The following is an 11,892-nucleotide window of genomic DNA, read 5'->3' as shown; positions in this document are numbered from 1 at the left end:
GGTGAAAAACAAAAAATCACCAAGGCGACAAACGAGAGGCAAAGACAATGATCAATTCGCGTCCGGCGGCGAAGACCGCAAACGTATCAGACGATCGCCGCGAGGCTATCCGCTCGCTGTACATGGAATCGCTGCAGCTGGTGGAGCGTCTGCACCGCCGCCTGCTCGACGTGATCAAGGACGAGTTCGACCGCAACGGCCGCTCCGACATCAACGCCATCCAGGCGCTGCTGCTCTTCAACATCGGCAATTCGGAGCTGACCGCCGGCGAGCTGCGCTCGCGTGGCTACTATCTCGGCTCGAACGTCTCCTACAATCTCAAGAAGCTGGTCGACCTCGGCTTCATCAATCACCAGCGCTCGCGCATCGACCGCCGTTCGGTCCGCGTCTCGCTGACGCCGAAGGGCAACGAGGTGGCTGACGTCGTCGCCGGTCTCTACGAGCGCCATGTCGGCTCGATCGAGGCGGTCGGCGGCATCAACACCGACGAGTTCAAGCAGATGAACCGCGCGCTGCAGCGGCTCGACCGCTTCTGGAACGATACCATCGCGTATCGTATGTGAGTGCTTCGGAATTGGGACGGGAAAGCCGCGCCGAAGAAGCACGGCCCCCGGGGGAAAAGAATAAGAGGTCGGCGCCGAAGCGCGCCGGCCTTTTTCTTTTTTGCGAAGGCGGGCATCTGCGGGAGCTTGACCGTCGCTCCGCGCGCATGAAAGCTCTGCGCCCGAAGGGCAGGGCACAGATTTCATAACGACGCGCTGGCATCTTGCGATGCAAAAAAGCATCGCTGCCTCTCCCTTCACCTTGCCACCGCAAGCAAATCGCGGGCCGAGGCCACGTTGCCGCCATAATCGCGGGCAATGCGAGTGGTGGGTGATGCTGCGGGCCTGTGCCCTGCGCTCCTTGGAACCTGCGTGGCGGCAGCGCGTCTCTGGCGGCCGAGCGACGTGAGGTCATGGTTGGCGAATTGTTAAGTTTGCCGCCCCTAGAGTGTGGACAAAGCCGCCCGGCAAGCGAGTTGAGCGAGAGCGATAAAGCAAGAATGTCTGCCATGAGAACCAGCCGCCGTTTCTTCCTTACCGGAGCCTCCGCGCTCGCCGCCGCCGTGGTCGCCGGCCATGCGAGCGCCCAGGACGTGATCGGGGACATCCTGAAATCCTCGACCCGCGGCAATTGGGACGACCAGTTCGACGCCCGCGGCACCGACACCAACAAGGTTGCCTCGACGCTGCCGATCTTCAGCCAGCAGACGGTGGCCTTCACCGAGCAGGCGGTGGCGCAGTATCAGAACATCGTCTCCCAAGGCGGCTGGGAACAGGTTCCGGCGACCAAGAAATTGCAGCTCGGCGTCGACGATCCGGATGTCGTTCCGCTGCGCAAGCGCCTGATGGTCTCGGGCGACCTGCCGCAGAGCGCCGGCATCTCGACGGCCTTCGATTCCTACGTCGACTCGGCGGTAAAGCGCTTCCAACTCCGTCACGGCCTGCCGGCCGACGGCGCCATGGGCAAATACACCTATACGGCGATGAACGTCTCGGCGCAGATCCGGCTCGGCCAGTTGCAGGCCAATCTGCAGCGACTGAAGGAAAAGGCCGGCACGCTCGGCAGCCGTTACGTGCTGGTCGACATTCCCGGCGCCCAGGTCGAGGCGGTCGAGAACGACCGCGTTGTGCTGCGCCACACGGCGATCGTCGGCAAGATCGACCGCCAGACGCCGATCGTCAATTCGAAGATCAACGAGATCATCGTCAATCCGTACTGGAACGCGCCGGTCTCGATCGTACGCAAGGACATCATTCCGCTGATGCGGAAGGACCCGAACTACCTCAAGGACAGCCACATCCGCCTGTTCGCGCCAGACGGCAGCGAGGTGGATCCGATGACCATCGACTGGTCGACGGACGATGCCGCGAAATACCGCTTCCGCCAGGATCCGGGCAACAACAACGCTATGGCCTCGGTCAAGATCAACTTCCCGAGCCCGGACGGCGTCTACATGCACGACACGCCGCAGCAGAGCCTGTTCGGCAAGCTGATGCGCTTCGATTCCTCGGGCTGCGTGCGCGTCCAGAACGTGCGCGACCTCGTCACCTGGATCCTGCGCGACACGCCCGGCTGGGACCGCCAGCATTTCGAGGCGGCGATCAAGACCGGCGAGAACACGCCGATCCAGGTCGTCAACCCAGTGCCGGTCCACTTCCTCTATCTGTCGGCATGGTCGACGGCTCCGGGCGTCGTGCAGTTCCGCGATGATATCTACGCCCTTGACGGTGCCGCTGAGCTTCAGATCAGCTCCGCGCAGTAAGTATCTGATCCTTGAAAGAGAAAGGCCGCTCTCAGCGGCCTTTTTTGTTTGGGCGACGCAATGCGCGCCTTACAGTATTCCAGGAAAAGTAGGTGCGATTTTCCGTCCGGAATTGCGTGAAAGTAAAGAGATAGAGCGGTTCGCCGTTTCCGTGAAACGGAGCTTGGGCGTTGGGGGCGGTCGGGCGCATCTTCGGCTTTCCGAGCGGTCCTGGAGCCGCCTGCAGCAAGACAATCGCGTCAGCATGGCAAGGCCTTTGCGGTGCCCGGGCCATGTGGCGCGGCCTCAGATGGCGCCCCGCGGATATCCGGTGGGTTGCTGGAACTCGTCCTGCCGATGACCCTTACAAGAATGACAAGTTCGTCGCCGAGGGTCGAATGTAAGCGCAGCTCACAAAAGTCAGTAAACCACTTTACGCAACCGCTTTACTAGCCAAATTTTATGGGATAGCGTTTGGTTCGTTGCTGGCTGGGGCGAACATGAGCACCATCAATGAAGTCGCGATAATGGCGAGGGTGTCGACCACCACCGTGTCGCGCTATCTTAACAATCGCATCGAGCTTCCGGCGGAGACGGCGGCCCGCATCGACGCGGCCATCGTGGCGCTCGACTATCGCCCGAACATTCTCGCCAAGCGCCTGAGTCTCGGCCGCTCCGAGGCGATCGGCATGATGACGCCTGAAATCGCCAACCCGTTCTTTGCCGAACTGGCCGCCGCCGTCGAGGACGAGGCGGAAAAGCACGGCTATTCCGTCCTGATGAGCAGCACCGGCGGCAACCGGGAGCGCGAGCTCGCCAGTCTCAGGCGGCTGAAGGACGGCCATGTCGACGGGCTGATCATGATGACCAATCGGCCGGACGACGGCTCGCTCGCCGCCACGCTTCACCATTACGGCCATATCGTTCTGATCGACGAGGACATCCCGGGCGTCAACGTTCCGAAAATCTTCGTCGAGAACCGCGAAGGCGCTCGCGCCGCGACGCGCCACCTCATCGAGGCCGGGCACCGGCGCATCGCCCATATCGGCGGCCCGGCGAAGCTGTTCAGCGCCATCGAACGACTGGCCGGGTACCGCGACGCCATGGCCGAGGCGGGGATAGAAGTCGACGACGGCGATATCCGCCAGGGCGAATATTCGCGCGCGTTCGGCCGCGCCGCCATGCTGGACATCCTGGCCGGCGGCCAGCGGCCGACGGCCGTTTTCGCCGGCAGCGATTTCATTGCCATCGGGATCATGGAAGCGGTGCGTTCCAAAGGCCTCAACGTGCCGCAGGATATTTCGCTGGTAGGCTTCGACGACATGCCGTTTGCCGACCTCCTCGCGCCAGGCCTCACCACAATCCGTCAGCCGACCGCCGAACTCGGCCGCATCGGGTTCAGCACGCTCAAGGCGCTGATCGACAAGGCGTCGCCGCCTGAACTCACACGGCTCCCGGTCGCGCTGGTCAAGCGCAACTCGGTAGCGCCGCCACGCTCCTGAGACAGACACTTCGCAACCAAGAAAGGGGAATGAAACAAATGACAAGATCGATCATGAAATCAATAGCATACGCCGCTGCTCTCGGGCTTGGCCTGGTGGCCGGACCGACACTCGCCGCCGACTTCAGCGCTGTCTATGTGATGTCGGACAATCTCGGCGACATGGGCTTCAACGACAACGCCGCGACCGGCTTCGCCCGCGCCGAGAAGGAAGGCGTCAAGACGCGCCTGCTGCAGGCATCGCCGACCGACCCGCAGCTCTGGCGCCAGAATCTCGAGGCAGTATCGAATTCGGGCGAATGGAGCGTCGTCTTCACCGGGCCGAACATGCACGACAATCTGGCCGACGTCGCGCCGCAGCACCCCGACCAGAAATATGTCTTCTTCGACGACGAGTTGAAGCAGCCGAACGTTCTTTCGGTGAAATACGCGCAGAACGAAGGCTCCTATCTCGCCGGCGCGCTGGCCGCGATCGCGGCGACCGACAAGAAGGATTTTCCGCTCACGTCCGGCGATCCGAAGATCGCGGTGGTCGCCGGCATGGACCTGCCGGTCATCCAGGACTTCATCCTCGGATTCAAGCAGGGCGCCAAGACCGTCGTGCCGGACATCGACGTGCAGGTGATCTTCATCGGCAACTTCAACGACGCGCAGAAGGCTTACGACCTGACCAAGACCGCGATCCAGAACGGCGCCAACGTCGTCTTCAACGTCGCCGGCCCAGCCGGTCTCGGTATCCTCAAAGGCGCGGCGGATTCCAAGAAATACGCCATCGGCGTCGATTCCGACCAGAGCGGCCTGCACCCCGATTATGTGATCGCCTCGATGATCAAGCAGATCGGCAACTCGATCTACGACTCCATCAAACAGATCCAGGACGGCAAGGCCGAGTTCGGCAAGCTCAAGGTCTACGGCCTCGCCAATGAGGGCGTCGGCCTGATCTACAACGACAAGCTGGTGCCCGCCGACATCAAGGCCAAGGTCGACGCCGCCAAGGCCAAGGTGGTCAGCGGCGAGATCAAGGTCGACACTGCTTTCAAGTGAGCCTCCCAGGACCTTGAAACGGGACGCTGCTCCGCCAGCGTCCCGCATCCCGACCAGGAAGCGCGCCGATGAGTGACCCAGATATCATTTTGAGCCTTGCAGGCATCGCCAAGTCGTTTGGCGACAAGGCCGCGCTCAGCCATGTCGACCTCGATGTCCGGCGCGGCGAGGTGCATGTCATCTGCGGCGAGAACGGCGCCGGCAAATCGACGCTGATGAACATCCTTGCCGGCATCCACCAGCCGAACGCCGGCTCCATCGTGCTGAACGGCAAGACCGTGACGATCGCCGACCCGATTGCCGCGAGCCGCCTCGGCATCGGCATGGTGCACCAGCACTTCACGCTGGTGCCGTCCATGAGCGTGGCTGAGAACCTGTTTCTCGGCCGCCAGCCACGCAGGCTGGGTATCTTCTCCGACCGCCGGCAGATGGTCGAGCGCGCCCGCGAACTGATCGCGCGCTACAATTTCCGCCTCGATCCGGAAGCGCCGGTGCGCACGCTTTCGGTCGGCCAGCGCCAGCGCGTCGAGATTCTGAAGGCGCTGGCGTTCGACGCGGATCTCTTGATCCTCGACGAGCCGACCGCCGTGCTGACTCCACCGGAAGTCGATGAGCTGATCGGTGTGGTCGACGGCTTGCGCGCCAGGGGCCGCACCATCCTTTTCATCACCCACAAGCTGCGCGAGGTGAAAGCCGTCTCCGACCGCGTGACCGTCATTCGCCATGGCCGCAGCATTTCGACGCGCAATACGGCCGACGTCACCGAAGCCGACATCGCCCGCGACATGGTCGGCCGCGACGTGTTCCTGGTCGGCCGCAAGGGCAGTGGGCAGCGCAGCTTCGGCGCCCCGGTCCTGACGCTCGACAGTGTCAGCATGACCAATCATTCAGGCCGGCGCCTGCTCGACCGTATTTCTCTCCAGGTACGCGCCGGCGAGGTCCTGGGCATCGCCGGCGTCGACGGCAACGGCCAGACCGAACTCGCCGAGGCGATCGCCGGGTTGATGCCGGTGCAGGCGGGCAGGATCCGCTTCAGCGACCGGGATTTGACGAACGCTGACCTATGGGAGCGCCAGCAGGCCGGCCTCGGCTTCGTGCCGGAAGACCGCCTCGACCGTGGCCTGAGCGTCACGATGAGCGTCGCCGAGAACGTCGCGGCGACGAACTACAGCCGCGCCGGATTGCTGTCCGGCGGCCTGATCAGCCGGCAGAAGCTGGACAGCTTCGCGGGCGACAAGATCAAGGAGTTCGACGTGCGCGGCGCGCAACCTGCCACGCAGGCCGGCTGGCTCTCCGGCGGCAACATGCAGAAACTGGTGATTGCCCGCGAAATGGAGCGCGACCCATCGCTGCTCCTGATCTGCCAGCCGACGCGCGGACTGGACATCGGCGCGTCCGAATTCGTTCACGCGCGCATCCTGCAAGCCGCCGACCGAGGCCGCGCCGTGCTCCTGATCTCGTCCGAGCTGTCGGAAATCTTCGCGCTCTCCGACAGGATCGGCGTCATGTATTCGGGGCGCATGATGCGCGTCCTCGACCGCGCCGAGGCCGACGAGGAGACCGTCGGATATCTGATGAACGGCGGATCGAAGGAGGCTGCGTAATGGCGCCGGCGCTGTCCAATTTCCTGCGCGTCATCCGCGCGCCGCTCGCCGCGATCCTGCTCACGCTGGCGCTCGGCTTCATGCTGGTCGCGTCGATCACGGATGAGCCGGTCCGCGCCTATCGCGACCTGCTGCTCGCCAATTTCGATTCGCTCGGCAACTTCGCCCTGTTCCTGAACCGCGCCACGCCGCTCACCCTGATCGCGCTCGGCGTCGTCTTCTCTTTTCGCGCCGGCATCTTCAATGTCGGCGGCGAGGGCCAGCTTTACGCGGGCGCGGTCACCACCACCGTCGTGGCCATCGCCGGCGCTTCGCTGCCGGCCTTTATGTTGATGCCGCTCGCTATCGTCGCCGGTTTTCTTGCCGGCGCGGTGGTCGGCTGGATTCCGGGCGTGCTCAAGGTGCGTCTCGCCGTCGACGAGGTGGTGACGACATTGATGCTCAACATCATCATTCTCCTGATCACCTCCTGGCTGGCCAACCAGGTGATCCGCGACACCACCGCCTATGGCGCGGTGAGCTGGATGGTGCCGAGCTCGATCTGGCTGCCGCCCTTGCCTTTCGTTCCGCGCGCCACCAGCGGCTTCCTTGTCGCTGCCGTGCTTGCCGTCGTCTCATGGGTCGTGCTGTTCCGCACCCAATGGGGCGCCGAGGTTCGCGCGGCCGGTACCAATCTGCGCTTTGCCGAGGCCACGGGCGTGCCGGCGGCGCGGCGGGTGATCTCGGCGATGGTCATTGCCGGTGGATTGGCCGGGCTGGCCGGAGCGCTTTATGTGCTCGGCGTCGGACACCGCTTCGAGCAGAATTTCTCGCCGAGCTACGGACTGGTCGGCCTGACCTGCGCCCTGCTTGCCCGCGTCCATCCGATCGGTTCGCTGGCGACCGCGCTCTTCTACGCCGCGATGCTGAATGGCGCCGCCTACATGCAGATTTCCACAGATGTGCCGCGCTCCCTGGTCAACCTTTTGACGGGCCTGCTCGTGCTGCTGATGACGGCGCGGCTGCGTCGCGCCGCCCAGGCAGCGTGAGGAGGCGCGCATGAACCTGACATCGCTGCTCGCCGCCGTCCTTGAACAGTCGACCCCGATCCTTCTCGCCGCGCTGGCGGCGATGATCACCTTGCGCGCCAACATCCTTAATGTTGCCGTCGAGGGCATGATGCTGGCGGCCGCCTTCGCCGCCGTCGCCGTCGGCGACTGGAGCGGCAGCGCCTGGCCTGCGTTCCTGTCGGCGCTGGTGGCCGCGGTGGTGCTTTCGCAGCTTCTGGCGCTGCTGACCTTGCGCTTCTTCGCTGACTTCATCGTGGCGGGCCTTGGCATCAACCTGCTTGCCGCCGGCGGCACATTGTTCATCCTCGAGCGCTACTACAACAGTCCAGGCGGGCTGAGGCCGGTCGCCTTTCCCGACATCTGGCATGTGCCCGCCGGATCGCTGTCCTGGCTGCCGGTGCTCGGCCCGGCTTTCGAAGGCCAGAGCATCATCGTGCTCATCGCGCTTGTCGCGGTGCCGCTCACCTATGTCTTTCTCTACAAGACGCCGCTCGGCGCCAGCCTGCGGGCCGCGGGGGAGGACGAGCACGCCGCGCGCTCCGCCGGCATCCGCATCGCCGTTATGAAAGCCCTGTCCTTGGCGGTCAGCGGCCTGCTGGCCGGGCTTGCCGGCGCGCAACTTGCCATGGATAAGCTGCATTTCTTCCTGCCGGACATGACCAGCGGTCGCGGCTTCATCGGGCTGGCCGCGACGCTGTTCGGCGGCGGCCAGCCCTGGATGACGGCGGCGGCGTCCTTCCTGTTCGGCGTCTTCGGCGCGCTGGGCGACCGCCTGCAAGTGTTCGCCATCCCCTCGCAGTTCGTGCTGATGCTGCCCTATCTCGCCGCCATAATCGGCCTGACCTTCGCCCGCTGGCGCATCCTGGCGCGCAACCGGCCGGCCAGAATTCAGGACAATCCCCAATGACGAAGCCGATCATCCTCGACTGCGATCCGGGCAATGACGATGCCCTGGGCATCCTGGTCGCCGCCGGCCATAAGGCGCTCGACCTGAAGGCGGTGACGACGGGTGCCGGTCATCTCGCCGGCGATCGCACGGCGCAGAACGGCGCGATTGCCGTTGCTGTTACGGGGCGCAAGGACGTTCCGGTTTCGGCCGGCGCCACGGGGCCATTGGTGCGCGAAAGGCTGATCGCCGGCATCCTCGACCAGGCGAGCGCGCTTGACCCGGAGCGGCCGGATCTCGAAGCGGTCCTCCTCGATCCACGCCACTCCAGCGACCTCATCGCCGAGATGGTCCTTTCGGGCGCCGCCGCTACCGTCGTCACCACCGGTCCGCTGACCAATCTGGCCATGGCGCTGCGGCGCAATCCCGGCCTGGCGGAGGGGATCGGGCGCATCGTCTCGCTCGGCGGGGCCTGGGGGCTCGGCAACAAGACAGCTGCGGCGGAGTGGAACGTTCTGTGCGATCCGGAGGCGGCGGCCATCGTGTTCGGGGCCGGCATTCCTTTGACGCTTCTCCCGATCGACGTGGGACCGCAGGCGATTATCACCGATCGCTTGATCGCGGACGCCGAGGCGATTGGCGGCAAGGTCGGGCTTTTCGCTGCCGAGCTCCTGCGCTCGCTGAACGCGACATTCCGCCCGGGCGTGTTCGGGCCCGGCGCCATGCCGCTCAACGATCCCGTGGCATCGCTCGTAGCGGCCGAACCCTCCCTGGCCAGGACCGTTCCGGCTCGGGTCGAGGTCGAGCTCGCCGGCAAGTTCACCTATGGCCGCACGGTCATCGACTTTGCCGGACGTTCGGGGCCGCCGAACGCCGAAATCACCGTCGAGCTTGACGGGGAGGGCATCCACGCCGCTTTCATCGCCGCGCTGAAGCGGCTGGCCAGCCGGCCTTACAGAACAGGAGAGGAAGTATGACAAAGAGCCGTCGCGTCCTGATCGCGGGCGAATCCTGGACCGTTCATTCGATCCACCAGAAGGGCTTCGATTCCTTCACCACGACGGAGTACGCCGAAGGCGTGCGCTGGCTGCGCGACGCCCTCGAAGGCGGTGGCTGGGACGTTGTTTACCAGCCGGCCCATGTCGCCGCGCGCGACTTCCCCTTCAGCGCCGGCGAGCTGGCGAAGTTCGACTGCGTTATGCTGAGCGACATCGGCGCCAACACCCTGTTGCTCCATCCCGACACGTTCGTGCGGTCGAAGATGCTGCCCAATCGCCTCGAAGCGATACGCGACTATGTCCTCGGCGGCGGCGGACTGGTGATGGTCGGCGGCTATATGACCTTCCAGGGCATCGACGCCAAGGCGCGCTATCGCGACACCGAAGTCGCGGAGGTGCTGGGCGTGGAAATGGAGGCGGGCGATGACCGCGCCGAGCGGCCGCAAGGCGTGAAGCCGCGTGTTGCCGCAGCAAGTCACCCGATCGTCGGCGGGCTGGAAGCGGAGTGGCCGGCGCTGCTCGGCTACAATCGCTTTGCCGCCAGGCAGAAGGCGACGGTGGTCGCGACCGTCGGCAACGATCCCTTGATCGTCGCGGCGGAGTTCGGCAAGGGGCGGTCGGTCGCCTTTGCCTCCGATTGCGGGCCGCATTGGGCGCCGCCCGCTTTTGTCGATTGGCCGGGCTACACGACGCTCTGGCGGCAGATCGTCGGCTGGGCGGCGGGAGCCTGACATGGTGACGCTCAACATCATGCGCTGGGGCGACCGCGGCGCGCCGAAGACGATGGTGGCGCTGCACGGCATCACCGCCAATGCAGGCGCCATGACCGAGCCGGCGCGTGTGCTTGCCGCGCGTGGCTGGCAGGTGATCGCTCCCGACATGCGCGGCCACGGCGAAAGCGCGCGGGGCGACGGCGATTTTTCCTTCGACAGCCTGCTCTCCGATTTCGCCGGGAACCTGCCTGCCGCGCCGGATGTGCTGCTTGGCCATTCCTTCGGTGGCACACTGGCGCAGCTTGGCGTGCTGCGCGGCCTGTTCCGGCCGAAGGCAATGCTTCTGGAAGACCCGGTTTCGCATTTTGCCGACAAGGCGACGCCGAAGGACATGCTGGACTGGGACGAAGCAAATCTGCCCCACGACATCGAGGGGCTGCTGAAACTCAATCCCGGCTGGTCGCGGCGGGACGCTGCCTGGAAAGTCGTGTCGCTCGAGCAGATATCGTTCGATGACGCGCGTTCAGCCTTCGCCGGCAACGCGCCCTGGGATCTGCGGGATGAGGCGGCGCGCCTTGCCCGGATGCTGCCGACGGTTTGGGTCCTGCCGGAAGTGAGCCGGTTCGTCCCGACCGATGACACCGCCCGGCTGCGGGCAGAGGTCGGCGAGCGGTCTGTCGTCGTGATGCCCAATGTCGGCCACAGTATCCATCGCGACGCCACGCAGGCATTCGTCGACATAGTCGAGAAACTGGGAGCCGGCACTTGGTTCGACCGCTGAACGACGGGCACGATTTCGTGTTCCAACTGGGAGGGCATGCGCCGCGGCTTTCCGTCAGGGCTGGCGAGCAATTCACGGTGTTCACCGAGGACTGCTTTTCCGGCAAGCTGACGAGCGTCGACGGCAAGCCGCGCGAGGTCGCGCCCTATCCGAAAGTCAACCCGCTGGTCGGTCCGATCGCCGTCGAAGGGATCAGGGCCGGCGATATCATGGCGATCCGCCTGCATCGCCTGGAGCCCGCTCGTGACTGGGGCGTGGCGACGATTTCGCCGAATTTCGGCTTCCTGTCGGGAACCCGCGCCTCGCCCAACTTGCAGCAGGAGCAGGAGGAGCGGGTGTGGATTTGGCGCCTCTCGCCGGATCGAACGCAATTGAGCACACCGACCTCCTCCGGCCGCACGCTTTCCGCCAGCTATCGGCCGTTCCAAGGCACGTTGGGCGTCGCGCCCGCTCATGGCGAGGTTCGCCTCGGCGTCGTTCCCGGCGACTTCGGCGGCAATTTCGACATCCCGGACCTGAGGGAAGGCGCGACGCTCTACCTGCGGGCCAATGTCGATGGCGGGCACATCTATATCGGTGACGGACATTACGCGCAGGGCGATGGCGAGATCGCGGGCACCGCGGTCGAGGGCGCCTTCTTCACGACCCTGTCCGCCGAGAAGGCGGTGCCGGATGAGAGCTTCGACTGGCCGCGCCTGGAGACCGAAAGCCATATCGGCGTCATCGGCTGCGCGCGGCCGCTGGACGACGCCGCTCGCATCGCGGTCGCCGGGCTGGTGCGCTGGGTGGCGCGCCGTGCAGACCTGGACACGATGGACGCGCATCAACTGGTCAGCCAGACCTGCAGCCTGCGCGTCGGCAATGTCGTGAATCCCGCTTTCACGGCGCTTTGTTCCGTGCCCAAGGCGGTTCTGTCGCCATAGGGCGTTCCATCAAACGCTGAATCGCCCGGGCGGAACGGGACTCCGCCCCATGATACGCCAGGTGACGTCCGGCCGGCTGGACGCGAGGCCGGCAATTGCCCATGGTCGG

At 65.1% G+C, this 11,892-nt stretch carries 11 protein-coding genes; all 11 read left to right on the top strand.

Annotated features, from left to right (window positions below):
- Nucleotides 1–47 precede the first annotated feature (47 nt).
- The 11 genes from FJW10_RS12325 to FJW10_RS12275 all read left to right on the top strand — a co-directional run bounded on the left by FJW10_RS12325 (nucleotide 48) and on the right by FJW10_RS12275 (nucleotide 11,783).
- A complete protein-coding gene (locus tag FJW10_RS12325; protein ID WP_040983294.1) occupies nucleotides 48–563 on the top strand; it encodes a MarR family winged helix-turn-helix transcriptional regulator in 516 nt (171 codons plus the stop codon).
- Nucleotides 564–1,051: 488 nt separating this feature from the next.
- Nucleotides 1,052–2,305 carry a L,D-transpeptidase family protein gene (locus FJW10_RS12320; RefSeq protein ID WP_140900297.1) on the top strand — a complete coding sequence of 418 codons (1,254 nt, stop codon included), beginning with the start codon at nucleotides 1,052–1,054 and terminating at the stop codon, nucleotides 2,303–2,305.
- Between the two features lie 479 nt (nucleotides 2,306–2,784).
- Nucleotides 2,785–3,786 carry a LacI family DNA-binding transcriptional regulator gene (locus FJW10_RS12315; protein ID WP_140835507.1) on the top strand — a complete coding sequence of 334 codons (1,002 nt, stop codon included), beginning with the start codon at nucleotides 2,785–2,787 and terminating at the stop codon, nucleotides 3,784–3,786.
- 53 nt (nucleotides 3,787–3,839) lie between these two features.
- Nucleotides 3,840–4,829, top strand: coding sequence for a BMP family ABC transporter substrate-binding protein (locus FJW10_RS12310; protein ID WP_181177506.1), 990 nt, complete (start codon nucleotides 3,840–3,842; stop codon nucleotides 4,827–4,829).
- A gap of 68 nt (nucleotides 4,830–4,897) precedes the next feature.
- Nucleotides 4,898–6,433, top strand: a complete 1,536-nt coding sequence (locus FJW10_RS12305; RefSeq protein WP_140900295.1) for an ABC transporter ATP-binding protein — start codon at nucleotides 4,898–4,900, stop codon at nucleotides 6,431–6,433.
- Nucleotides 6,433–7,461, top strand: coding sequence for an ABC transporter permease (locus FJW10_RS12300; protein WP_140835510.1), 1,029 nt, complete (start codon nucleotides 6,433–6,435; stop codon nucleotides 7,459–7,461). Before FJW10_RS12305 ends, FJW10_RS12300 begins: the two co-directional genes overlap by 1 nt.
- A 10-nt stretch (nucleotides 7,462–7,471) precedes the next feature.
- On the top strand, nucleotides 7,472–8,389 hold the full coding sequence (locus FJW10_RS12295; RefSeq protein WP_140900294.1) for an ABC transporter permease: 918 nt from the start codon (nucleotides 7,472–7,474) through the stop codon (nucleotides 8,387–8,389).
- Nucleotides 8,386–9,345 carry a nucleoside hydrolase gene (locus FJW10_RS12290; protein WP_140900293.1) on the top strand — a complete coding sequence of 320 codons (960 nt, stop codon included), beginning with the start codon at nucleotides 8,386–8,388 and terminating at the stop codon, nucleotides 9,343–9,345. The genes FJW10_RS12295 and FJW10_RS12290 overlap by 4 nt, the downstream gene beginning before the upstream one ends.
- A complete protein-coding gene (locus FJW10_RS12285; RefSeq protein ID WP_140835513.1) occupies nucleotides 9,342–10,097 on the top strand; it encodes a glutamine amidotransferase in 756 nt (251 codons plus the stop codon). Before FJW10_RS12290 ends, FJW10_RS12285 begins: the two co-directional genes overlap by 4 nt.
- A 1-nt stretch (nucleotide 10,098) precedes the next feature.
- Nucleotides 10,099–10,860, top strand: coding sequence for an alpha/beta hydrolase (locus tag FJW10_RS12280; RefSeq protein ID WP_140900292.1), 762 nt, complete (start codon nucleotides 10,099–10,101; stop codon nucleotides 10,858–10,860).
- Nucleotides 10,845–11,783, top strand: a complete 939-nt coding sequence (locus FJW10_RS12275) for an acetamidase/formamidase family protein (RefSeq protein ID WP_140900291.1) — start codon at nucleotides 10,845–10,847, stop codon at nucleotides 11,781–11,783. Before FJW10_RS12280 ends, FJW10_RS12275 begins: the two co-directional genes overlap by 16 nt.
- Nucleotides 11,784–11,892 lie beyond the last annotated feature (109 nt).

Source organism: Mesorhizobium sp. B4-1-1 (assembly GCF_006439375.1).
Taxonomy (GTDB): domain Bacteria; phylum Pseudomonadota; class Alphaproteobacteria; order Rhizobiales; family Rhizobiaceae; genus Mesorhizobium.
The sequence above is the reverse complement of the archived record's forward strand: the minus strand, read 5'-3'. Positions and strand labels throughout refer to the sequence as shown.

Coding starts and splice junctions, on each gene's coding strand:
- FJW10_RS12325 (WP_040983294.1), top strand. CDS start 48: ATGATCAATTCGCGTCCGGCGGCGAAGACCGCAAACGTATCAGACGAT.
- FJW10_RS12320 (WP_140900297.1), top strand. CDS start 1,052: ATGAGAACCAGCCGCCGTTTCTTCCTTACCGGAGCCTCCGCGCTCGCC.
- FJW10_RS12315 (WP_140835507.1), top strand. CDS start 2,785: ATGAGCACCATCAATGAAGTCGCGATAATGGCGAGGGTGTCGACCACC.
- FJW10_RS12310 (WP_181177506.1), top strand. CDS start 3,840: ATGAAATCAATAGCATACGCCGCTGCTCTCGGGCTTGGCCTGGTGGCC.
- FJW10_RS12305 (WP_140900295.1), top strand. CDS start 4,898: ATGAGTGACCCAGATATCATTTTGAGCCTTGCAGGCATCGCCAAGTCG.
- FJW10_RS12300 (WP_140835510.1), top strand. CDS start 6,433: ATGGCGCCGGCGCTGTCCAATTTCCTGCGCGTCATCCGCGCGCCGCTC.
- FJW10_RS12295 (WP_140900294.1), top strand. CDS start 7,472: ATGAACCTGACATCGCTGCTCGCCGCCGTCCTTGAACAGTCGACCCCG.
- FJW10_RS12290 (WP_140900293.1), top strand. CDS start 8,386: ATGACGAAGCCGATCATCCTCGACTGCGATCCGGGCAATGACGATGCC.
- FJW10_RS12285 (WP_140835513.1), top strand. CDS start 9,342: ATGACAAAGAGCCGTCGCGTCCTGATCGCGGGCGAATCCTGGACCGTT.
- FJW10_RS12280 (WP_140900292.1), top strand. CDS start 10,099: ATGGTGACGCTCAACATCATGCGCTGGGGCGACCGCGGCGCGCCGAAG.